Here is a 23,533-nt window from a genome sequence, read left to right on the forward strand (position 1 = left end):
GGCCACGCGGCAGTCAGATTAGGTTAGGCTCACCTAACTATCAAGGAGGGGTGGTCGGATGCGTGTCGAACGTGACCGGTGGGGCGTACCGCAGCTGTGGGCCGACGACGTGGACGCGCTCGCGTACCTCCAGGGCCGCGTCACCGCGGCCGACCGGGCCTGGCAGCTCAGCGTCGAACGGTGGCGGGCCGAGGGCCGGCTCGCCGCCCACGTCGGCGCGACGGAGCTGCCCTGGGACCGGTTCGCCAGGCGCGCCCGCCTGGACGACACCGCCCGCCGCTGCCACGACCGACTCGACCCGGGCACCCGCCGGTGGGTCGCGGCGTACGTCGACGGCGTCAACGACGGGCTCGCCGAGGGTGCCGCCGCCGCACCCGAGTTCGCCGCCACCGGCAGCGCGCCGGAGCCGTGGCGGCCGTGGACGCCGCTCGGTGTGTTCCTGGTCCAGCACGCGCTGTTCTCCACGTTCCCGAACAAGCTCTGGCACGCGCACGTCGCCCGCACGCTCGGCCCCGACGCGGTCGGCCGGTTCGCGGTGGAGGGGCCGGCGTCCGCCGGCAGCAACGCCTGGGCGCTGCCCGCCGACCCGGCCGCCGGACGCGGCCCACTGATCGCCGGTGACCCGCACCGCCTGCTCGAACTGCCCGGCGTCTACCAGCAGATCCGGCTCGCCTGCCCGGAGTTCGACGTGGTCGGGCTGGCCTTTCCCGGCGTACCGGGGTTGCCGCACTTCGGTCATGCCGGCGGGGTCGCCTGGGCCGTCACCAACGCGATGGCCGACTACCAGGACGTCTACCGCGAACAGCTCCGCCGCGACGGTGACCGGCTGCTGGCGCGCGACGCCGCCGGCTGGGTGCCGGTCGCGCGGCACGTCGAGGAGATCGAGGTGCGCGGCGGTCCGGTCGAACGCGTCGAGATCGTGGAGACGCCGCGCGGCCCGGTCGTCGACCACGACCGGGTCACCGGCGAGGCGCTCAGCCTGCGCACGCCGAGCCGGGTCGAGGCCCGGCTCGGGTTCGAGGCGCTGCTGCCGCTGCTGCGCGCCCGGCACGCCGGCGACGTCGCGGACGCGCTGCGCGACTGGGTCGAGCCGGTCAACAGCGTGCTCGTCGCCGACCCCGGCGGCACGGTCCGTCGCCTGGTCGCCGGCCTGGTCCCGGTACGCGACGACCGCTGCCGCCGCGAGCCGGTACCCGGCTGGGAGCCGCGCCACCACTGGCGCGGCGACTACCTGCCGATGGTGGACGACAAGGTCGACGGGGTCGCGGTCTGCGCCAACGACCGTCGCCCGGACGTCGCCGCGCACGGGGTCGACTTCGCGCCGCCGCACCGCGCCCGGCGGATCCGCGCCCTGCTCGCCGACGGCGTCGAGGCGTCCACCGTGCACACCGACGCCCGCCTCCCGGTGACCCCGACGTACCGGCTGCTGCGCCGGCTCGACGCCGTCGGACTCGGCGCGCCGGCCCGCGCGCTGTGCGACCGGCTGCTGGCCTGGAACCGCGAGATGGCGGCCGACTCGCCCGACGCCGGAGCGTACGCGGCCTGGCGCGCGGCGCTCGCCCGCCGGTTGATCGCCCATCCGTCGCTGCGGGCGTTGCACGAGCCGTCCGGGTACGACGAGCTGTTCACCCCCTGGACCGACCCGGCGACCCGGATCGGCCTGGCCCTGGACCACCTCGTCGAGGAGCCTGGCGTCGACGTCGTGTCGCTCGGCGTCGACGCGCTGGTCGAGGTGGCCGCCGGGCCGCCGCCCGAGCCGTGGGGTCGCCGGCACCTGCCGCACCCGCTGCACCTGGGGGTGGCCGCCGGGACCTCGGCCGCCGTCGCCGCGATGCGGGAGCGGGCCGCGCTCGGCGGGGACACCGACTGCGTGCTGGCCACGTCCGGTGTCGCCGGCGTCTCCGACACCTGCTGGCGGGGTCCGGTCGCCCGCTACGTCTGGGACCTGACCGACCGGGCGGCCAGCCGCTGGATCGTCCCGTTCGGCGCGTCCGGGCGGTCCGGCGACCCGCACTTCACCGACCAGTTTCCGCACTGGGCCGCCGGCACGCTGATCCCGGTGCCCGCCGACCCTCTTCCGAAGGACGACACCATGACGATCCCCCTGGAGCGCGACCCCGACCTCGGTGAGCTGGCGCTGACGCCGGTATGCCCGGACCGGCACGCCGAGCTGCTGCACGGCTGGGTCACGCTGCCCCGCAACCGGTTCTGGGGCATGGGCGCGCACACCCGCGACGAGGTGCGCGAGGTCTACGCCTTCCTGGACGGGTTGGACACCCACCACGCGTACCTGATCATGCTGGACGACGAGCCGGTCGGGCTGTTCCAGACCTACCGGCCGGAGGCGGACCCGGTGGGGGAGCGCTACCCGGTCCGGCCCGGCGACGTCGGCATGCACCTGCTGCTCAACCCGCCCCGGCGGTACGCGCGCGGCCTCACCTCGGCGGTGGTGCCCGCGCTGATCCGGTTCCTGCTGCGCGACCCGGCGGCGCGGCGGGTGGTGGTCGAGCCGGACGTACGCAACACGGCCGCACTGCGTCGTCTGCGGACCGAGGGCTTCGCACTGGCCGACGAGATCGATCTGCCGGGCAAGCGCGCCCAGTTGGCGTTCCTCACCCGCGAACGGTTCGAGACGGGGGCTCACGTTCCGGGTAGTGATCCTCAGCCGACGATCGGCTAGCTAATATCCCCCCAAATCGGACAAGCGGGGGAATGATGATCAGGACGTTCAGTGGCCCGTGGCGGCGAGCCGCCGCGGTCGTGGCCGTCGCGGCGCTCACCGCGCCGCTACCGGTCGCGGTCGCGTCGGCCGCGCCGGGTGGCCAGCCGCCACCACCGGCGGCGCGAGCGATCGGGCCGGTCAACCCGGTAGCGGCAGCGCAGAGCTTCGGGGTGATGACCGAGGGTGACGCCAGGGTGGTCACCAACGAGAACGAGGGCACCATGGCCGTCGGCGGTGACCTCTCCTTCGGCAACTACCAGCTCGCCAACAACACCGCCGGCTCGTTCGTGGTCCCCGGCGACAGCCGGCCGACCGCGCTCGTGGTCGGCGGCCGGGTCGACTTCGCCGGCAGCGTGCCAGGAACCCGGCTCCAGGTGCTGTCCCAGGGGTACGCCAAGGTCGGGAACCTCGCCGGCACGTTCGTCCGGGACACCGACAACAACGGTGCCGCGGTCAACACCCGGATCCTGCCCAGCGACAACTACGACGCCTTCCCCCGAGTGGAGCTGACCGTCCGGCAGCCGGTCGGCAGCGTCGGCCCCACCTCGCCGATCAACTTCGCCGACGCGTTCGCGTCGTTCCGGTCCACCTCGACCGGCCTGGCCGGCTGCGAGAACACGGTGGTGCTCACCGACCCCAACGGGAACGTCCTGCCCCGGCCCATCCCGCCGGGCAGCAACGCGGTGATCACGCTGACCAGCGGCGTCACCAACGTGCTGAACATCGGCGCCACGGACCTGAACAACATCGACACGTTGACTTTCCGCGACCAGCCCACCGCGACCACGCCGCTGCTGATCAACGTGGACACCACAGGCGTCGGCAACACGTTCGACTGGACCGCGCCGAACTTCTCCGGCATCGGCGGCCAGCAGGCCCAGTACATCCTGATCAACTTCCCGACCGCGACCCGGCTCACGCTCACGGCCGGGGCCCGCACCGTCGAGGGCAGCATCTACGCCCCGAACGCCGACTTCACCGACCTGTCCGCCAGCAACACCGAGGGCAGCGTGATCACCCGCACGCTCGACCACGAGGGCGGCGAGATCCACTACTTCCCGTTCAGCACCACGCTGACCTGTAACGGCGGCACGCCGGCAAGCATCGCGGTGGTGAAGTCGTCGACCACCGCGCTGATCGGATCCGTCGGACAGCAGGTGCCGTACTCGTTCCGGGTGGTCAACACCGGTGGTGTCGCGCTGACCGACATCGCCGTCACCGACACGCAGACGCCGCCGTCGTCCAACGCCGACCTGGGCCCGATCACCTGCCCGGTGACCGCACTCGACCCGGGCGCGTCCACCACCTGCACGGCGACGTACACGGTCACCCAGGCCGACCTCGACCACGGCGGGGTCTCCGACACCGCGACGGCGCGGGGCACGCCGGCCGGCGGCGGCACACCGGTGGTCTCCGAGCCCAGCGACCTCACCATCCCGGCCGAGGTCCTGACCCCGTCGATCTCGGTGCAGAAGTCCTCCACCACCACGACGCTCACGTCCCCCGGCGAACAGGTGCCGTACCGGTTCGTGGTGACCAACACCGGCGGTCTGACGCTGTCGAACGTGAACGTGACCGACGTGCAGACGCCGCCGTCGTCGAACGCGAACCTGGGGCCGATCACCTGCCCGACGAGCACCCTGGCGCCCGGCGTGTCGATGACGTGCGCGGCGACGTACACGGTCACCCAGGCCGACCTCGACCACGGCTCGGTGTCGGACACCGCGGTCGCCCACGGCAGGCCGCCGGGAAGCACGACGCCTGTCGACTCGGAGCCGTCCACCCTGACGATCGAGGCGACGCCCGTGACGCCGGCGATCGTGGTGGTGAAGTCCTCCACCACCACGACGATCACCGCCGCCGGGCAGCAGGTGCCGTACCGGTTCGTGGTGACGAACACCGGCGGTCTGACGCTGTCGAACGTGAACGTGACCGACGTGCAGACGCCGCCGTCGTCGAACGCGAACCTCGGGCCGATCACCTGCGCGGCCACCACGTTGGCCCCGGGCACGTCGACCACCTGCACGGCCACGTACACCGTGTCGCAGGCCGACCTCGACATCGGCTCGGTGTCGGACACCGCGACCGCGCACGGCACGCCGGTGGGCAGCGCCACGCCGATCGACTCGGACCCGTCGACGCTGACGATCGTGGCCACCCCGGCGGCTGCGGAGATCACGGTGGTCAAGTCGTCGACCACCACCACGATCGTCTCGGCCGGGCAGCAGGTGCCGTACCGGTTCGCGGTGACGAACACCGGTGGGGTGACGTTGTCGGACGTGAACGTGACCGACGTGCAGACGCCGCCGTCGTCGAACGCGGACCTGGGCCCGATCACCTGCCCGGTGACGACGTTGGCGCCGGGCGCGTCGACCACCTGCACGGCCACGTACACGGTCACCCAGGCCGACCTCGACCACGGCTCGCTCACCGACACCGCGACCGCGCACGGCACCCCGGCCGGCGGTGAGACCCCGGTCGACTCGGACCCGTCCACGCTGACCATCCCGCGCGCCGAGGTGAACGCCTCGATCAGCGTGGAGAAGACGTCCACCTCCACGGAGTTCGTCGCGGTCGGGGAGCAGGTGCCGTACCTGTTCGTGGTGGTCAACACCGGCGGGCTCACGCTGTCGAACGTCAACGTGACCGACGTGCAGACGCCGCCGTCGTCGAACGCCGACCTCGGACCGATCACCTGCCCGGTGACGACGTTGGCGCCGGGCGCGTCGACCACCTGCACGGCCACGTACACGGTCACCCAGGCCGACCTCGACCACGGCTCGCTCACCGACACCGCGACCGCGCACGGCACCCCGGCCGGCAGCCAGACACCGGTCGACTCCGACCCGTCCACGCTGACCCTGCCGGACGCCAGTCCCGTGGCCGGCATCGACGTCGTCAAGTCGTCCACCACGGTCGCCGTCACCGAGGCCGGTCAGAAGGTCGACTACACCTACCGGGTGGTGAACACCGGTGGTTCGACGCTGACCAAGGTCACGGTGAACGACACCCTGCTGCCGCCGGCCGATCGTGAGAACCAGACCGCGATCACGTGCGGCCCGGACAACGTGCCGAACGGTACCGTCACGCTGGCGCCGGGCGAGTCCGTCGAATGCCGGGCCACCTACACGGTCTCGGCGGAGGACTTCGCCCAGGCGTCGCTGCTCGACACCGCGACCGCCACCGGTACCCCGCCCCGCGGGCCGGCGCCGGTCTCCGGGCCGTCGACGTACGACATCCCGATCCTGCACCCGGGCGTCGCGTTGGCGAAGAGCGTGACGCCGGAGACGGTGTCCCGTGCCGGTGACGTCGTCACCTACCGCTACGTCGTCACCGACACCGGCAACACCACGCTCTCCGCCGTCACCATCGACGAGACCGCGTTCTCCGGCAGCGGCCGACCCTCGGCGATCACCTGCGCCGACACCACGCTCGCGCCGGGGCAGAGCACGACCTGCACCGCGACCTACACGATCACCGAGGCGGACGTCGAGGCGGGGAGGATCACCAACACCGCGGTCGCGGTCGGTACGCCGCCCACCGTCCCCGGCCAGGAGCCGCCCGCCCCCGTACGCTCCGATCCGGCCTCGGCCACGGTGACCGTCACCAGGGGCGCGGCGATCGTGGTGACGAAGTCCGCCGACCCGACCGAGGTGCACAAGGTCGGTCAGCGGGTGGAGTACCGATTCCAGGTCACCAACACCGGCTCGGTGCCGCTGACCGGGGTGACCGTGACGGACACGCTGGCGCCGCCGGCCGACCCGGCGAACCTCGGGCCGATCACCTGCGGGCCGGACGGCACGCCCAACGGTGAGGTCATCCTGGCGCCGGGGGAGACGATCACCTGTACCGCGGTTTACACCGTGTCCAAGGCGGACGCCAGGGAGCGCTGCATCACCGACACCGCGACCGCGACCGGAACGCCGCCGTCCGGCCCGGCACCCGTCTCACCGGAGGTCACGCTCTGCGTCCACGTGAAGATCAAGCCGGGCCCCGGTCCGCATCCCGGGCCCGGTCCCAAGCCCGGCCCGTGGCCGTGGCACCACGGCAAGCTGCCGATCACCGGTAGTTCGTTCCTGCTCCCGCTCTCCGTCGTCGGCGGGCTGGTGCTGCTGATCGGCATCACGTTGACCGTGTGGGGCCGGCGTCGCCGGGCCGCACCACGGCACGGCGCGGCCTGATCGACCGGTTCCCGGTGCGGTGGCGGTGTCGGGTACGCCCGGCCCCGCCACCGCACCGACCAGATCTCGGCCGGTCCGGTCAGACCTCGGTGAGCCGGACCGCGTCGGCGATGACCAGGCCGGCGGCGGAACTCCACCGGCTCACCGCCACCCGGTCGGCGTCGCCGGCGGCCAGCGTGAACGTGCCGAGGTTGCGCCACTGCCCGCCGGTCGCCCGCTGGTCGACGTAGACGGTGCGGTTGCCGGTGGTGGTGGCCACGACGTACGGCGTCGAGGCGTTGTAGCCCGCGTTCGCCGGCCACCACGCCTCGACCCGGTAGTTGCCGGTGCGCGGGACGTTGAACCTGTACCAGGCGGCGTCACTGGCGGCGATCGGGTCGGCGTAGCGGTAGTCGGCGCCGTAACGCTGCCCGGAGAAGGACGAGACGCCCCAGTTGCCGCTGGCGGAGAAGCGGCCGGCGGTCGCGTTGTCCACGATCGAGGACCAGCCGCCGCCAGTGCCGGACATCTTCGCCGCGACGTCGGCCCGCATCGTGTTCAGGTCGATGAAGGACGGGTCGATCTTGCCGGTGGTGCTGGTCTCCCGGTGCCCACGGGCATAGCTGGAGTCCTTGCCGAGCCGGGTGAGCACGGCGGCGGTGGCGGCGATGCTGGCGGTGTACTGCGCGGTGGTCATCCGTTGGTCCACGCCGTTGTAGTCGATCTCCCACCCGATCATCAGGGTGTTGCCGTCGCCGGCCGGGATCGGCCCGCTGCCGCCGCTGACACCGGCGTGGTTGCACCGGCCGGCGGAGATCACGTGGAACACGCCGTGGTAGTCGACGAGCGCCTGGCAGAGCGGGCCGGCCAGGTCGCGGCGACCGTTGATGCAGATGTTGAGCGCCGGGTGCGGGTTGGTGGCGCTGGAGGTGGCCGCGGTGTGGTGCCACAGCACGCCGATCGGGTCGAACGAGCCGGGGCGGGCCCGGTTGAGCCAGTCGCCCTCCACGACGACCTGCACGCCGGCGGCCCGCAGCACGTCCACCAGCCAGGGGATCGTGGCCATCACCGCTCCTGGAGCAGGTCGGCCAGGCACTCGGCCTTCGGTGCGGCGACGGCCGCGCCGGGACGGGCGACCACGGTCAGCGCGGCGGCCACCAGGGCCGGGATGCCGAGCAGACCTCGGCGCCGCAGACGGACGGATCGGGACGTGGGCATGGCGCTCCTTCGGCGACGACGCTCGGCATCCGATCGATCGACGGATGTGAGTGCGGGCACGCTATCCCGGCGCGCGCTGTTCTGTCGATACCCTTCACCCCTACTCTTCCGAGCGAAAATATTTGCCGGCGCTCGGGATCGCCGAACGGCGACGAGCCGGCCCCGCCGCTCGGCGGGACCGGCTCGGCCGGGGGGTCGACTCAGTTCAGGTGTGCCAGCAGCGCGGTGGCCATGCCCTGCTCGCCCCGGGCGTTCGGGTGGAACGGCGCGGCCGAGTTCTGCGGCACCAGGCCCTCCACCCAGCGGGTGCCGCTGCTCTTGCACGCGTCCTTGCCGATCGACGGGGTGTAGACGTCGGCGTAGCTCGCGCCGTTGGCCGCCGCGGTGTCGGCCAGCATGCTGTTCAGCGCCTTCTCCACCCCGCGCAGGTACGGCACGTCCTGGTAGGCGATCGGCACCACCGGCCAGCACCCGTACCCGCTGTCCGGCAGGATCGCCGGGTAACCGAGCACCACGACCCGCGCGTTCGGCGCGGCCTGCCGGACCGAGCGCAGCACGGTGGTCACCTTCGGCACGGTGGCCGCGATCCGGGCCCGGAGCTGGTCGGTGCCGCCGGCGGTGAACCGGTCCTTGCACGGCGAGCCGAGCGGGCTGCTGACGCTCGCCTCCGCGCAGTCGCTGATGATCCCGGAGAACCCGATGTCGTTGCCCCCGATCTGCACAGTCACCAGCGCCGTGGCCGAGGTGACGGCGTTGAGCTGCGGCGGCAGGTTGATGCCGAGCTGGCCGTCGCCGCCGTACAGGATGTCGTCGGTGGTGGCGCCGGAGCAGCTCACGTCCGCGAACGACGACGACCCGGCCGACGCGGCGACAAGCGTCGGGTAGTTGCGGTTGGACCGCAGGCAGTTCAGGTCGACCTGGGTGGGGATCAGCGGGCCGGCGGTGTACGAGTCGCCGAGCGCCACGTAGCGCCCGGCGGGCACGGCGGCGTTGGCGGGCGCGGTGACGGCGAGCAGCACGCCGGCGGTGGCCGCGGCGAGCGCGGCCAGTCGTGCGGCCGTACGCCTCAGCGGCAGGTGGGGACGGTTCATGGCGCCCTCCCGGGAGCGGGATCGGGGGTGGTGGTGGTCCGAGAGTCTGCCGCTGCCGGTGATATCCGTCAATATGGACGAACGCCGTTAAGGGGTGGTCGGGGTGGTGGGCCGGCCCCGAGGAGGGGCCGGCCCACGCCGATCCCGTCAGGGACCGCTGACGATGCTTGTCACCTGGTGACCGCTGTCGACGGTGGCCCCGGTGTCGTTGATGACGTGGCTGATGGTGCCGACACCGCCCAGCGAGACCGTCACCATGTTGCGGAACCGCACCCCCGGCCGCACCGGCACCTCGAACGCGCGGGCGCTCACCACGGCCGGGTTGACGTTGAAGAAGCAGTAGCTGCCCAGCCCCCACGCCTGGTGGTTGGTGACCGAGTCGGCGACCTTGTACGCCGCCCAGCCCCGGGTCGACCCGTTCATCCACGCGGCCTGGTTCGGCGGGTCGTAGGGCATCTCGTTCTGATAGAAGTAGGTCCGCCCGTTCTCGCCGTTCCAGATGGTCTGGTACTGCTGGTAGTGCTCCACGAACAGGCCGTAGAACGTGACGTCGTCGCCGTCGACGACCAGCCCGTTGCGGCCGGTGTTGACGGTCCAGCCGACCGTGCCGCTGTTGCCGTGGTCGGCCCGCCAGATCCACGCGTGGTCACCGATCACGTCGTCGCTGTTGATCTGCATGCTCACGGTCGCCCGGCCGGCGATCGCGCCGCCGACCCGGACGAAGACGTCGGAGAGCACGGTCGGGTCGGCGGCGTGGTCGGCGCTCGACCCGGGCGGCCCGACCTGGAGCAGCACGTTCGAGTTCGTGGTGCCGGCGTCGAAGAGCACGCCGGCCAGCCGTACCCCGTCCACGTCCGCGATCGTCATCGCGGTGACGCCGTTGCGCGGCACGAACGTGGCCAGGCCCAGGCCGAGCACGACGGTGCCGGGCCGGGTCACGGTCAGCGTCTGGTCGAGCTGGTAGACGCCGGGGGTGACCAACAGGTGCCGGCCGGCGGCCAGCGCCGCGTTGATGCTCGCCGCGGTGTCGCCGGGCCGTACGATCTGGAACTGGCTCAGCGAGATCGACCGGCCGGCCGGGGTGCCGGCGGCCCAGGTGGTGCCGGCGGTGTCGGTGCGCCTCGCGGGCACGAACACCCGGTACGCGCCGGCCGCGTCCACGTACAGGTAGGGCTTCTCGGCCACCACCGGCGCGGTGTCGACAGTGGTGTACGGCGGGTTCGGGAAGCTGTTGCCCGGCGCGCCCGGCACGCCCACGAAGACCTGGTTCCAGTTGGACCCGGTCCAGCCGCCGATCTGCGAGCTGCGGGTGATCCACTGCTGCTGCGAGCCGGACTGGATCTGCCCGTCGACCTTGGTGTCGGAGATCCAACCCCCGGAGGACCAGCCGCCGTCGGAGAGCGCCAGGTTGCCGCGCACGTGCATCCGGCGGTACGGCGCGGCCTGCGACACCGACCACCGCTCCAGCCCGCCGGTCGGGTTGACGGTCAGCCCCTCCGCCGAGCGCCAGAAGTTCTGGGTGGCGTTCTGCGAGCCGTCCGGCCACCAGTCCGCCTCGACGTGCACCCGGCCGTTGACGGTGGTCTGGCCCGGCGTGAGGCCCAGGCCGGCGACCTGGGTGAAGAAGCCGACGTTGGCGTCCACCGCGTAGCTGCCCGGCTTGAACAGCAACGCGTACCGGGCGCTGCCGAACTGGTTGGTCTCCTGCTGCGCGAAGACCGTGTTCAGCCGGTTCTGGATGGTCGAGGTCGACATCGACGGGTCGAAGACGCTGACGTTGGGGCCGAGGTCCGGGTTGGTCACCGGCGTGTCCGAGGGCGGTGGCCCGGTGGGGGTGGCGGTCGGTGGCGGGGTGGTCGGGGTGCTCACGCCGGTGAGTGTCCATTTCTGGTTGGCCGAGCCGGCGCACGACCAGATCTGCAGGGGCGCGCCGTCGGCCTGGTTGTTGTCGCGGATGTCCAGGCACTTGCCGGACGCGGCGTTGACCAGGTCCCCGGCGGCGGTGAGCGTCCACTTCTGGGTGGTGACCGTGGCGTAGCAGGTCCAGATGTGCACAGCGGCGCCGTTGGCGGTTCCGTTGTTCGCGACGTCCAGGCACTTGCCCTGGGAGCGCACCGAACCGTCGTCGGCGAGCGTCCACTTCTGGCTGGCCACGGTCGGGTAGCAGGTCCACATGTGCACGGTCGCGCCGTCGGCGGTGGAGTTGTTCGCCACGTCGAGGCACTTGCCGTTCGCGGCGCTCACCAGCGAGCCGGTGCTGGCGGCGTACGCCCCGGTCGGGGCGAGGACGGCGACCGCGCCGACCGCGCCGAGCACGGCGGCGACCGCGCCGCACGCGGTGAGCCGGCCGGGCCATCGTCGGTACGCCGCTCCGAATCGCATCATTTCGGGCACCTTTCGTCGCCGGCACGCGTCGCGGGCGGCACGTGTGCCGTGGGGGTGGTGGGGTGGGGTGCTACCGCCACGTAACCGCGTGAGAGTGACCGGAGTCAATGAAATCGGACGGTTCCGGAACTCGGTACACGCTCGGTCACCGCCCCGCGACGACGCTCAGCGGGTCAGGCGGGCGAGCGCCGCGATCCGGGCGCCGTCGGCCGGCCGCGTCGGCGAGCTTCGACACCGCAGCCCGGGGCGCGTTCGTCGACAACCTGAAGCGGCGGTCCGCGCTCTCATAGATCTTGGTACGGAATGGGCGAGGCAAGGGCCGGCTACGCGGATGCCTTTCCTCGCGTGCGCGCTGCCGTGGACGACGTCGCGGCCAGTTCGGGCCGCGCCGGCAGGAACACGGTGGGGACGCCCAACGACTGGTTCATCCCGGCGAGCCGCTGTTCGGCCTGGAGGTCGGTGGTGTTCCGCACGCCACGGATGATCACTCCCGCACCGTGGCGACGGCAGTAGTCGGCGGTCAACCCGCGCCACGCCGCCACGGTGACGGTGGTCCACCCGACCGGCAACGCGGCCCGGACGGCGGCTGCCCGCTGGTCCTCGCCGCTGCCCGGCTGTTTGTCGTCGTTGACCGCGACGAGCACGACCACCTCGTCGAAGAGGCCGCGCGCCCGGTTCACCACGTCCAGGTGTCCGGGCGTGACGGGATCGAAGGTGCCGGGATAGACGGCCCGGACGGGCGCGCGCCCCGCAATCGACCCCGCCGGATGTGAACCTGCCACTGGTTCGGCTGTCCCGGTCGTGTCGGTCCGCATGGCACGACTGTAGGTGGCCGGCATCCCGACCTGATGATCGGCCGGAGCGAGGCAGGGGCCGGTCGAGGTGCGGCAGGTGAGTCGTTTCTGCTCTCAGCTCGACAGGCGACGGGCGCCGGGAAGTTGCCGGCGGCTGGTCGACGCCCCGGCCGGAAGGGTGACTGTCCTCAATGGCAGGGTCATCACGGCGCTCAGGAGAAGGGCGCGACGGCATTTCTTCGGGACGCGAACTAAAGGCGGGCTGATCGTGGGTGCCGAGGTGGTGGCATCGGCGGAACCAGGCTCGCCCGGACGCGTCCATCACTGCCATTTGTCCAGTTCGCGGTTCGGGGTGCCGAGCCCGCGAGACCAGATCGTTACTTGACGCAATAGTTCGTTCGCCGTAGGAAGGAAGTGTGACAGACGTGGTGACCCCGCCGACGAGCCCGGTGAGCCGGGAGCGGTCGAAGGAGATCAAGCGCAGCAGCGTCATCTCCGCCGCCCGCTCCGCCCGGGTGCTGTCCCGTGCCGAGCTGACCGAGCTGACCGGGCTGAGCCCCGCCACGCTCACCCCGCTGGTCCGGGACCTGATTGCCGAGGGCTACCTGATCGAGCGCGGCCCCGGCGCCTCCCGGGCCGGCCGCCCCCGCGCCATCCTCGAGTTCAACCCCCGCGCCGAGCTGGTCGCCGCCGTCGCGCTGGAACCGGCCCGGATCAGCTGCGAGATCGCCGACAGCGACGGCGCCGTGATCGCCCACCGCACGGTGCGGCGTACCGGCGACATCGTCGACCTGATCTGCGCCGCCGTGCCGGAGCTGGCCGGCGACGGGCTGCCCGCGCTGCGGGGCGTGGCCATCGCCGCGCCCGGCGTCTCCACCGGCGGCGCGGTCCGGCTCGCCCCCTCGGTCGGGCTGGTCGAGGCACGCCCGGTGGGGGAGTCGGTGCAGCGGCGGCTCGGCGTGCCGGTGGTGGTTGACAACGACGTGAACCTGATGGCCGCCGGTGAGCACGCGGCCGGCGCCGGGACCGACGTCGCCGACCTGCTCCTGCTGCACGTCGCCGACGGCATCGGCGCCGGGCTGGTGCTGGACGGGCAGGTCCGTCGCGGCTCCGGCGGCGCGGCCGGCGAGGTCGGCTTCCTGCCGCTCGACCCGGCCGACCGGGGGCACGACGGCATCGGCCCGTTCGAGGCCCGCTGGTCCGCCGGCGCCGTCGCCGAGCGGGTGGTGGCCCTGGCCCCGGGCCGACGGCCGGCCGCGCCGGTACGGGCGCTCGTCGAGCTGGCCGCCACCGACGAGCGGGCCGGCGCGTACCTGGCCGAGGTGCTCGCCGCCTGGGCCCGGCTCATCGTCTCCTGCGCCTGCGTGATCGACCCGGGTCGGGTGCTGCTCAGCGGCGCCGCGGCCGACCTCGACGACGCCGCCGTGGACCGGCTCCAGGCGCTGGTGTCCGCCGGCGCGCCCAGCCCGACCGAGGTCCGCCGCGCGGTCCTCGGTGACCAGGCGGTGCTGCACGGCGCGGTCAGCTACGCACTCTCGGCCGCCGCGTCGGGCCTGTCCACCCTGCTACCCGCTCCCTGACCGCTCCACCCCCCCACAACACCCCTCGGAGGTACCCCATGAGACGTCGACTCCTGCTCGCCGGTGCGCTCGCCACCGTCCTCGCCGCCGGCACCGCCTGCGGCGGCGGCTCCGGTGACTCCGGCTCCGGCTCCGGCGAGGCCGAGAAGCTGACGATCTACACGGCCCGCGACAAGAAGGTCACCACCTTCGTCGTCGACAAGTTCACCGCCAAGTACCCCGAGTACAAGGGCAAGGTCGAGGTGCTCAACCTGGGCGCCCAGGAGATCCTGGAGCGGGTCCGGGCGGAGAAGGCCAACCCGCAGGCCGACGTCTGGTGGGGCGGCACCCAGCAGGGGCTCGCCTCGGGCGCCTCCGAGGACCTGCTCACGAGCTGGAAGCCGTCGTTCGCCGACAAGATGGACGAGAAGTACAGGGACCCGCAGGGCCGGTGGTTCGGCGAGATCCTGCTGCCCGAGGTCATCATGTACAACAACAAGGCGCTCACCCCGGAGCAGGCCCCGAAGGACTGGGACGACCTGCTGAAGCCGGAGTTCAAGGACAAGATCATCATCCGGGACGTGGCCGCGTCCGGCACCATGCGGTCGATCTACGCCTCGATGATCGTGCGACAGTCCCCGGACGGCAGCAACCCGCAGCCCGGCTACGACTGGCTGAAGAAGCTCGACGCCAACACCGGCGCGTACGCCGCCAACCCCACCGACCTGTACCTCAAGCTGTCCCGCCAGCAGGGCACGCTGAGCGCCTGGAACCTCCAGGACATCCTGCTCCAGGCCAACCAGGCCAACATGCCGTTCGGCTACGTGATGCCGGCCTCCGGCGCCCCGGTGCTGGTCGACGGTCTGGCCCAGGTCAAGGGCGGCAACAGCGAGGGCGCGCAGAAGTTCCTGGAGTTCCTCTTCGACGACTCGCTCCGCGCCGAGCTGGCCAAGGACTACTACCAGATCCCGGCCGTGGACATCGCGGAGAAGCCGGAGTGGCTGGCCCAGCTCAACCTCAAGCCGCTGGACGTCAACTGGGACGTGATCGGCAAGAACGAGACCGAGTGGATCAACCACTGGAACAGCCAGATCAAGAACAAGGGCTGACCGGCCGGGACGCCGGGTGCCGCGCGCACCCGGCGTCCCGCCGTCGCCGTTCCGCACCACCCACCCCGTCACCGGTCCGATCCGGTTACCGGACGCAAGGAGAGACATCATGATCGATGTCACGCTGGAGTCGGTGAGCAAGCGCTTCCCGCGTGCCGGCGACACCGCGGCGGTCGACGACGTCGACCTCCGCATCGGCGCGGGGGAGTTCTTCACCCTGCTCGGCCCGAGTGGCTGTGGCAAGACCACCACCCTGCGCATGGTCGCCGGCTTCTACTTCCCCAGCTCGGGTCGGATCCGGTTCGGCACCGAGGACGTCACCAACCGGCCGCCGAACAAGCGCGACACCGGCATGGTGTTCCAGAACTACGCGCTCTTCCCACACCTGAGCGTCGCCCAGAACGTCGCGTACGGCCTGAAGATCCGCAAGGTCGGCCGGGTCGAGGTGAAGCGCCGCATCGACGAGGCGCTCGGGCAGGTCCACCTCGCCGGGTACGGCGAGCGCCGCATCGACCAGCTCTCCGGTGGCCAGCAGCAGCGCGTCGCGCTGGCCCGGGCGCTGGTGATCCGGCCGCGCACGCTGCTGCTCGACGAGCCGCTGTCCAACCTCGACGCCAAGCTGCGCGAGGAGACCCGGGTCGAGATCCGCCGGATCCAGAAGGAGTCCGGCACCACCGCGCTCTACGTCACCCACGACCAGGCCGAGGCGATGGCCATGTCCGACCGGATCGCCGTGATGGAGTCCGGCCGGGTCCGGCAGGTCGGCACGCCGCAGGAGATCTACCACCGGCCGGCCACCTCGTTCGTGGCCCGGTTCATCGGCCGCAGCAACGTGCTCAGCCTGCCGGTGGTGACCGCCGGCCCGGAGCAGGTGACGGTGGCGCTGCCCGGCGGCTGGGAGGTCCCGGTCGCCGCGCCCGCCGAGCACGGGCTCCGCGAGGGCGTGACCGCGCTGGTCAGCGTGCGGCCCGAGCACATCACGCTCGGTTCGGCCACCGACGAGGGCGCGCTGCCCGGCCGGGTCACCGAGCTGGAGTTCACCGGCATGGCCACCAACCTGCTGGTCGACGTGGCCGGCGAGCCGGTCCAGGTGGCCGCGATCGACGTCCCGGCCGGGCTGGCCGTGGGCGACCAGGTCGGGCTGCGCCTGCCGCCGGAGCGCATGTGGGTGGTGGGTGCGTGAGCGCGAGGAGTGAGCCGGTTTTGCGAGCCCCGCAGTCGCGAACTGAGGTGACGCTGTGAGTACCATCCCCGCGACCCCGAGCGCGGCCACCGTCCCGCCGATCACCGAGGACCCCACGCCCCCGGGCCGGCGGTCCCGCCGCCCGCAGCTCAACGCCAACTCGCGCTGGTTCCCGTACCTCCTGGTGTTCCCGCTGGTCCTGATCCTCTTCGGCTACGTGGTGCAGCCGATGCTCGCCACGTTCGGCGAGAGCGTCGGCGTGGACGGCCCGGAGAACTGGGCCAGCTTCCTCACCGGCGACGGCGTGGCCCGCTCCGCGCTGCTCACCTCGCTGATGATCTCCGCCGCGAGCGTGTTCCTGTGCGGCGTCGTCGGCGTGGCCATGGCGTTCCTGCTGAAGCGGTTCTCGTTCCCCGGCCGCCGGCTCATCGAGGCGATCATCCTGGTGCCGGCGGCGCTGCCGCCGCTGATCGGGGCGATCTCGTTCCAGCTCCTCTACAGCGAGACCGGCATCCTGCCCCGGGCGCTGCAACAGCTCCTCGGCACCGAGAACCCGGTGCTGCCGTTCAGCGGCATCGCCGGCGTGCTGGTGGTGCACACGTTCACCATGTACCCGTTCTTCTACCTGGCCACGTCCGCCGCGCTGATGGGCATGGACCCGTCGGTGGAGGAGGCCGCCTACAACCTGGGCGCCGGCCGGGTGCGGGTGTGGCGGACCGTGCTGCTGCCGATGCTCACCCCGGCGCTGGTCTCCGCCTCGCTGCTGGTCTTCATGACGTCGCTGGCGTCGTACACCGCTCCGCTGCTGTTCGGGGTGGACCGCACCATGACCATGCAGATCTACATCAACCGCACCAACGGTGACCTGCCGATGGCCTCGACCTACGCGTCGGTGCTCGCGGTCGTCTCGGTGCTGTTCCTGCTCGGCATGCGCTGGTACGAGGGGCGGCGCAGCTACCGCTCCCAGTCCAAGGGCGTGGCCAGCCACCGCCGCGAGCTGACCAACCCGTTCGCCCGCTGGCTGGCGCTGGCCGCCTCGCTGCTCGCCGTGGTGGTGCTGCTCGCTCCGGTGGCGACCATCGCGCTGGTGGCGTTCTCCGAGGACGGGACGTGGACCACCGAGGTGATCCCGTCCGGCTACACCACGCAGAACTTCGTCACCATCTTCTCCGACCCGGACGCGTACCGGCCGATCGTCAACTCGCTCCAGATGAGCCTGCTCGCGACCGTCGGCTGCGTCGTGGTCGGCGTGCTCATCGCGTACGCGGTGCGCCGGCTCGACTTCCGCGGGCGTGGCCTGCTCGACGTCGCGGTCATGCTGGCCTGGGCGCTGCCCGGCACGGTGGTGGCGATCAACCTGATCTCGGCGTTCAGCACCGGCAACGCGTTCAGTTTCGGTCAGGTGCTGATCGGCACGTTCTGGATCATGCCGCTGGCGTACTTCGTGCGGTTCCTGCCGCTGGTGTTCCGGTCCAGCTCGGCCACGCTGGCCCAGCTCGACCCGTCGCTGGAGGAGGCCGCCCGCAACCTCGGCGCGTCCTGGACGCGGGCGTTCGGCACCGTCACGCTGCGGCTGATGCTGCCGGGCGTGCTGGCCGGCGCGCTGCTCGCGTTCGTCAACGGCGTCGGCGAGTTCGTCGCCTCGGTGCTCATCTACACGTCGGAGACCGCGCCGATCTCGGTGGAGATCAACAACCGGATGTACTCGTTCGAGGTCGGCACCGCCGCCGCGTACGGCATGCTCCAGGTTGTGTTGATCTTCGTGGTGATGGTGGTCTCCGGCCGCTTGCAGAACGGCGGCCGGGCCGCCCGGGAGGCGACGAAGTGGACGGCGTGACCGATCTGTGGCCGGCCGGCGGCGGGCTGCTGCCCGCCGCCGAGATCCCCGGCGGCGAACTGGCCGACGTCGTGGCGGCGGCCGACTTCGCGGTGCTGCCGGTCGGCGCCGTCGAGTGGCACGGGCCGCACCTGCCGCTCGGCGCCGACCTCATCCTCGCCGAGGGCTTCGCCGGCGAGAGCGCCGCGCCCGGGCCCGGCCCGCGCGGCGTGCTGTTCCCGCCGGTCGCGTACGCGGCCTGCCCCGGCCAGACCCGCCCCTGGCCCGGCACGGTGGCGATCCGGCCGGAGATCGCGGTCGGCTACCTCGCCGACGTGATCGAGGGCATCGTGGCGGCCGGTTTCCCCCGGCTGCTGGTGGTCAACGGCCACGACGCCAACATGTCCACCGTGCGGGCCGCCATGGAGTGGGTCTCCGGGCGGCGCACCGCCAGCCTGCTGCTGGTCAACTGGTTCCAACTGGTCACCCCGGCGGAGACCGGCGCGCTCTACGGCGACGTGGTCGCCCGCGGGCACGGCGGCGCGTACGAGACGTCCGGCGTGCTCGGCTTCGCGCCGCAGACGGTACGCCTGGACGCCGCCACCGACCTGCCGCCGCGCCCGAAGCTGCCGGTGCCCCACCCGTACGTGCTCGTCGAGTCGCGGCCCGACCCGTGGCAGGGCTGGTCCGGGCACGTGTCGCGGGCCACCGAGCAGGCCGGCCGGACGGTGCGCGCCACGGCCGGCGCGCGGCTGCGCGAGATCGTGGCCGCCTGGGTGGCCGCCCCGCTGCCGGCCCCGCCCACCGCCGACCCGCTGCCTCAGGAGGACGTGTGACAGTCGACCGGGGACTGGACGTCGTCGACTTCCACCTGCACTTCCGCATCGGCGCCGACGAGACGATCCACGCCTGCGAGGACGCGGCCGGGATGCACCCGGGCGGCACGCACGAACGCGAGGTGCGGGCCGCCGGCTCCGCGCCGTACGCCCGGCAGTGGCGCCGGGCCTGGAGCTTCCCCGACCCGGAGCCGCCCGCCGAACGCTGGCAGGACGAGGCGGACCGGTGGGCCGAGGAGCTGCGCGCGGTGCGGGTGCGCCGGGCGGTCTTCGTCACCGGCGGCGGCAACGACGCGCTCGCCGACGTGGTCGACCGCCATCCCGACCTGCTGCTCGGCCTCGCCCACCACGACCCCTACGGCGCAGCCGCGGCGGCCGAGCTGGAGCGTGCGGTCACCGAGCGGGGGCTGCGCGGGCTGAAGCTGTTCGCGCCGCTGCTGCGCGGTCCGCTCGACCACGCCGACCTCGATCCGCTCTGGGCCACCGCCCAGCGTCTCGGCGTGCCGGTGCTGATCCACATCGGTCACTACGGCAGCGCCGGCGGTCTGTCCGTCGGCCGGTACGGCGGCCCGGACGAGCTGGTCCGGATGGCCCGCCGGTTCCCCGAGCTGAACGTGGTGGTGCCGCACTTCGGCGTCCAGCACGTGCAGGAGCTGTTCTTCGCCGCCTGGGGCTGCCCCAACATCTCCATCGACACGTCCGGCTCGAACCAGTGGGTGCGCTGGATGCCGTACCGGCTCACGCTGGAGGACCTGTTCCGCCGCTGCTACGAGACGATCGGCCCGCAGCGCATCGTCTACGGCAGCGACTCGTCCTGGTTCCCGCGCGGCTACGTCACCCGCTACCTCGACGACCAGCTCCGCGTCTGCCACGAGCTGGGCCTGCCCGAGGACCACCTGCGCGCGATCTTCGCCGGGAACGCCGAGCGGCTGCTCGGCCTGACCGCGAACCGGAAGGAAACCCGATGAGCACGCTGACCACCTACCAGCGCCACCACCTGGCCCCGACCTACGACCACCACGTCGGGCACCTCTACCCGGCCATGGTGCGCGCCAGCCAGGCGCACGTGGTGATGCTGACCGAGCAGCGGCTGATCCCCGCCGACCGGGGGGCCCGGCTGCTGCGCGGCCTGGCCGAGCTGCGCGCCGACACCACCGCCCTGCCGGCGTACGACGGCAGCTTCGAGGACACCTACTACCTGCTGGAGAAGCGGCTCGCGGCGGCGTGCGGCATCCCCACCTCCGAGCTGGACGTGCAGCTCGCCCGCAGCCGCAACGACCTGGACGCCGGCGTGTTCCGGATGCTGCTGCGCGACCAGCTCGTCGAGGTGCTCCAGCGGGTGCTGGACACCGGTCGCACCGCGCTGGCCCAGGCCGACCGGTACGCCGACGTGGTCATCACCGGCTACACCCACCGCCGGCCGGCCCAGCCCACCACCATCGGGCACGCGCTGGCCGGCTACGCCGAGGCGCTGGTCAACCAGGCCGCCGCGTACGCCGACGTGATCGACCAGCTCAACGTCTCGCCGCTGGGCTCCTGCGCGTTCGCCGGCACCGACCTGGACATCGACCCGGCCCGGGTGGCCGAGCTGCTCGGCTTCGCCGGCCTGGTCACCAACTCGTACGAGGCCGTGGCCGGCGCCGACCACCTGGTCCGGGTCGGCACGCTCAACGCGCGGGCGCTGGCCAGCGGCGCCCGGCTGGCCCGCACGCTGATGGACTGGCTGAGCTGGCAGTGGGTCACCACGCCGGGGGACTTCACCCAGGGCAGCAGCATCATGCCGCAGAAGCGCAACCCGGTGGTGCTGGAGCACCTCGTCTCGTACGCCGGGCAGGCCGCGGCGGACGCCGCGTCGGTGCTCAACAACGTGGGCGCCGCCTGGTGGGAGGACTCCAACAACGCCACCACCGACGTGCAGGTGCGGCTCTGGGAGAGCAACGACCGGGCCGAGCGGTTCTTCACGCTGGTCGGCGGCTTCCTCGCCGAGATCGCCCCGCTGAGCCCGCCCAGCCGGGCGGAGATCGTCGCCTCCGGCGCGACCACCACCGCGGCGGCGGACGCGTTGACCCGCCACGGCGTGCCGTTCCGGGCCGCGCACTCGCTCGTCGGCCGGCTGGTGCGCGACGGCGGACCGGACACCTGGACCCCGGACGGTGTCCGCGCCGCCGCCGACGGGATCACCGGTGCGCTCGACGACGCCGCGGTCGCCGACCTCATCGCCGCCGCGGTCCGGCCGGAGCTGGTGCTCCAGCGGGCGCAGGCCGACGGGCCGGGCGCCCGCGCGGTCCGTACCCAGGTGGGGGTGCTCTCCGCCGCGCTCGACCCGGTCGCCGACCGGCTGAGCGCCGTACGGGGTTTGCTGCGCCAGGCGGACGACATCCTGGACGCCGTGGCCGCCGAGCTGGGGGCGCGGTGACCGTGCGACTGTCCGATCCGTCCGTCACCGGCACGCGCACGGCGGGGCTGCTGCTCGGCATCGACTTCGGCGGCACGAAGATGGCGGTCGGGGTGTCCGACGCCGACGGCCGGCTGCTGGCCCACCGGCGGGTGCCCACGCACGCCGAGCAGGGCGCGCCCCAGGCGCTGTCCCGGGCGCTGAAGCTCGCCGGTGACCTGGTCGGCGAGGTCGGCGGCCCACTCGCCGCCGCGGGCGTGGCGTCGCCCGGCGTGGTCCGCCCGGACGGCATCGACCTGGCGCCCAACGTGCCCGGCTGGGAACGGCTGCGGCTGGCCGACGCGGTCCGCGACGCGCTGGACGTGCCCCGGGTCGCGGTGGACAACGACCTGAACGCCGCCGCGCTGGCCGAGCTGCGGCTGGGCGCGCTGCGCGGCGTCGACCCCGGGCTGGTGGTGGGCATCGGCACCGGGATCGCGGCGGCCGTGACGGTCGGCGGCGCGGTGCTGCCGGGCCATCGCGGCGCGGCCGGCGAGATCGGGTACGCGGTGGCCGGCGCGCCCTGGCCGGGGACGATGCTGGAGCTGGACTTCTCCGGCCGGGCGCTGGACCGGCTCGCCGCCGACCTCGGCGTGCCGGACGGGGCGGCCGGCCTCACCGCCGCTGCCGAGGCGCCGGGCGCGGCGCGCGACGCGCTGGCCGCCCGCGTCGACGAGGCGGCCCGGACGCTGGTGACCTGCTGCCTGCTGCTCGATCCGCAGCGGATCGTGCTGGTCGGCGGCGTGACGCGCAGCGCGGTGATCCGGCGGATGCTCGTCGACCGGCTGACCGAGGCGCTGCCGCACCCGCCCGACGTGGTGCGTTCCCGCTTCGCCGACGACTCGGCGTTGTACGGCGCGCTGGCGTTGGCCCGGGACACGGTGCCCGTCCCACACTGAGCGCTTTACCGATGTAGCGTGTGTCACATTTTTGTATACCTCCGGTGACCGGCCCCGATGCCGACATCCGTTGTGCCGCAACGGATCCGGCCTGGTGGGGTACGGTCACCGGACGCATCACGCGCCGCGCCGGGCACGCACCGGAATCGACCCGGCACCGGTGGTGAAGACCGATCGAATTTCGGTGATCGCGGATTTGCACCCGTCATTACGCTGCGGGGTGGTTGATCGCCGGAACCACGGACGACAGGTGGAAGAACCTCAGATGAGTGACAATCACCCTCCCTACGGAGGTTATCCGGACCCGAACGCCGGAGCGTGGGGCAACCAGCCCGACCCCAACGCGCCCTACGGCCAGCAGCCGGCCTCCGGCGCGCCCTACGGCCAGCAGCCGGCGTCGGGTGCCCCGTACGGCACGCCGCCCGCGTCCGGCGCGCCCTACGGCACGCAGCCGGCCTCCGGTGCGCCGTTCGGCGCCCAGCCGGGTGCGCCGTACCAGGGGCAGCCCGGCTATCCCCCGCCGGCGCCGTTCGCGCCGGTCCCGCCGCCGGCCAAGTCGAAGAAGGGGCTGATCGTCGGCCTCGCCGCCGGCGCGGTGACGCTCACGCTGCTGTGCTGCGGCGGTGGGCTCGCCTACGTCGCGTTCGGTGGGGACGACAAGGACGACCCGACGCCGATCGCGTCCGGCAGCGCGACTCCCGGGCCCGGCGCCTCGACGCCCGTCCCGAGCCAGTCCGGGCCGGAGTCGACCGGGCCGGACGAGCCGTCCAACAACGACGCGCTGACCGCCCGCTACTCCAGCGAGATGTCCGCGGTCTGCGACGGCGGGGCGATCCTCAACGCCGCCCCGTACACCACCCCGGCGAACGCGAAGGCGTACGTCTTCTCGAACTCCCCGGACCGGCCGTCGTACTGGTCGCAGAAGTCCTTCAGCTCGGAGAAGCCGTACTACGCCAAGTCGGCGGACTTCGCCACCGTGTCGGTGATCGGCTGCCTCAAGATGGTCGACGGCAGCGAGGGCACGCCGAAGAAGTGCCAGTACAAGGCCAGCGACGGCAAGGCCGTCACGGTCGACTACATCTCCTCGCGGTACACGCTGACGTTCCACGCGGCCAAGACCGGCGAGAAGATCGGCGACGGCGGCACCGTGACCGCGCCGGCCGCCCGCTGCCCGAGCTTCATCTCCTACAACAAGGTGACGATGAGGTCGTACGCGGCGCCGGACAGCGGCACCATGGAGGCGGCGCTCGACCGCTTCCTCAAGTAGGCAGGTGTTAACCGGGGGCCCCGCTTACGCAGCAGGCGTTGAGCGGGGCCCCCTCCTTTC

At 72.6% G+C, this 23,533-nt stretch carries 16 protein-coding genes and 2 pseudogenes; 13 read left to right on the forward strand and 5 right to left on the reverse strand.

Going from position 1 to position 23,533, the window contains the following annotated elements; all coding sequences use genetic code 11:
* Window positions 1-58: 58 nt before the first annotated feature.
* The 4 genes and pseudogenes from ACZ6O5_RS01680 to ACZ6O5_RS01695 form a co-directional block, all read left to right on the forward strand.
* A pseudogene (locus tag ACZ6O5_RS01680) lies at window positions 59-2,059 on the forward strand (penicillin acylase family protein); the annotation flags it as partial.
* Between the two features lie 33 nt (window positions 2,060-2,092).
* Entirely contained in the window at window positions 2,093-2,680 is a 588-nt protein-coding gene (locus ACZ6O5_RS01685; RefSeq protein ID WP_465974319.1) for a GNAT family N-acetyltransferase, read from the forward strand.
* A 32-nt stretch (window positions 2,681-2,712) separates the two neighbouring features.
* Window positions 2,713-4,122, forward strand: a pseudogene (locus ACZ6O5_RS01690) (choice-of-anchor A family protein); the annotation flags it as partial.
* A gap of 6 nt (window positions 4,123-4,128) precedes the next feature.
* A complete protein-coding gene (locus ACZ6O5_RS01695; RefSeq protein WP_465974320.1) occupies window positions 4,129-6,903 on the forward strand; it encodes a DUF7507 domain-containing protein in 2,775 nt (924 codons plus the stop codon).
* 79 nt (window positions 6,904-6,982) lie between these two features.
* Here ACZ6O5_RS01695 and ACZ6O5_RS01700 read toward each other — a convergent pair whose 3' ends face one another.
* From ACZ6O5_RS01700 to coaD, 5 genes are all read right to left on the reverse strand, one after another.
* Window positions 6,983-7,948 carry a golvesin C-terminal-like domain-containing protein gene (locus ACZ6O5_RS01700; RefSeq protein ID WP_465973995.1) on the reverse strand — a complete coding sequence of 322 codons (966 nt, stop codon included), beginning with the start codon at window positions 7,946-7,948 and terminating at the stop codon, window positions 6,983-6,985.
* Window positions 7,948-8,100: a hypothetical protein gene (locus tag ACZ6O5_RS01705; RefSeq protein ID WP_281942069.1), complete on the reverse strand. Its 153-nt coding sequence runs from the start codon at window positions 8,098-8,100 to the stop codon at window positions 7,948-7,950. Before ACZ6O5_RS01705 ends, ACZ6O5_RS01700 begins: the two co-directional genes overlap by 1 nt.
* 200 nt (window positions 8,101-8,300) lie before the next feature.
* On the reverse strand, window positions 8,301-9,191 hold the full coding sequence (locus ACZ6O5_RS01710; RefSeq protein ID WP_281942067.1) for an SGNH/GDSL hydrolase family protein: 891 nt from the start codon (window positions 9,189-9,191) through the stop codon (window positions 8,301-8,303).
* Between the two features lie 147 nt (window positions 9,192-9,338).
* Window positions 9,339-11,576 carry a ricin-type beta-trefoil lectin domain protein gene (locus ACZ6O5_RS01715; RefSeq protein WP_465973996.1) on the reverse strand — a complete coding sequence of 746 codons (2,238 nt, stop codon included), beginning with the start codon at window positions 11,574-11,576 and terminating at the stop codon, window positions 9,339-9,341.
* A 323-nt stretch (window positions 11,577-11,899) separates the two neighbouring features.
* Window positions 11,900-12,358 carry a pantetheine-phosphate adenylyltransferase gene (coaD, locus tag ACZ6O5_RS01720; protein ID WP_465974321.1) on the reverse strand — a complete coding sequence of 153 codons (459 nt, stop codon included), beginning with the start codon at window positions 12,356-12,358 and terminating at the stop codon, window positions 11,900-11,902.
* Between the two features lie 428 nt (window positions 12,359-12,786).
* On the opposite strand from coaD, the gene ACZ6O5_RS01725 reads away from it, so the two are divergent.
* The 9 genes from ACZ6O5_RS01725 (at window position 12,787) to ACZ6O5_RS01765 (ending at window position 23,473) form a co-directional block, all read left to right on the forward strand.
* Complete coding sequence (locus ACZ6O5_RS01725) at window positions 12,787-13,950, forward strand: ROK family protein (protein WP_465973997.1); 1,164 nt, start codon at window positions 12,787-12,789, stop codon at window positions 13,948-13,950.
* Between the two features lie 38 nt (window positions 13,951-13,988).
* Window positions 13,989-15,038 carry an extracellular solute-binding protein gene (locus ACZ6O5_RS01730; RefSeq protein ID WP_465973998.1) on the forward strand — a complete coding sequence of 350 codons (1,050 nt, stop codon included), beginning with the start codon at window positions 13,989-13,991 and terminating at the stop codon, window positions 15,036-15,038.
* A gap of 109 nt (window positions 15,039-15,147) precedes the next feature.
* On the forward strand, window positions 15,148-16,221 hold the full coding sequence (locus ACZ6O5_RS01735) for an ABC transporter ATP-binding protein (protein ID WP_465973999.1): 1,074 nt from the start codon (window positions 15,148-15,150) through the stop codon (window positions 16,219-16,221).
* A 55-nt stretch (window positions 16,222-16,276) separates the two neighbouring features.
* Window positions 16,277-18,058, forward strand: coding sequence for an ABC transporter permease (locus ACZ6O5_RS01740; RefSeq protein ID WP_465974000.1), 1,782 nt, complete (start codon window positions 16,277-16,279; stop codon window positions 18,056-18,058).
* Window positions 18,055-18,873 (forward strand): creatininase family protein, encoded by an 819-nt coding sequence (locus tag ACZ6O5_RS01745; protein WP_465974001.1) that lies wholly within the window; start codon window positions 18,055-18,057, stop codon window positions 18,871-18,873. Before ACZ6O5_RS01740 ends, ACZ6O5_RS01745 begins: the two co-directional genes overlap by 4 nt.
* On the forward strand, window positions 18,870-19,841 hold the full coding sequence (locus ACZ6O5_RS01750) for an amidohydrolase family protein (RefSeq protein WP_465974002.1): 972 nt from the start codon (window positions 18,870-18,872) through the stop codon (window positions 19,839-19,841). Before ACZ6O5_RS01745 ends, ACZ6O5_RS01750 begins: the two co-directional genes overlap by 4 nt.
* Complete coding sequence (locus ACZ6O5_RS01755) at window positions 19,838-21,289, forward strand: lyase family protein (protein ID WP_465974003.1); 1,452 nt, start codon at window positions 19,838-19,840, stop codon at window positions 21,287-21,289. Before ACZ6O5_RS01750 ends, ACZ6O5_RS01755 begins: the two co-directional genes overlap by 4 nt.
* On the forward strand, window positions 21,286-22,206 hold the full coding sequence (locus tag ACZ6O5_RS01760) for an ROK family protein (RefSeq protein ID WP_465974004.1): 921 nt from the start codon (window positions 21,286-21,288) through the stop codon (window positions 22,204-22,206). Before ACZ6O5_RS01755 ends, ACZ6O5_RS01760 begins: the two co-directional genes overlap by 4 nt.
* A 265-nt stretch (window positions 22,207-22,471) precedes the next feature.
* A complete protein-coding gene (locus tag ACZ6O5_RS01765) occupies window positions 22,472-23,473 on the forward strand; it encodes a hypothetical protein (protein ID WP_396774720.1) in 1,002 nt (333 codons plus the stop codon).
* Window positions 23,474-23,533: the final 60 nt, after the last annotated feature.

It is taken from the genome of Micromonospora sp. NPDC049201 (assembly GCF_055586805.1).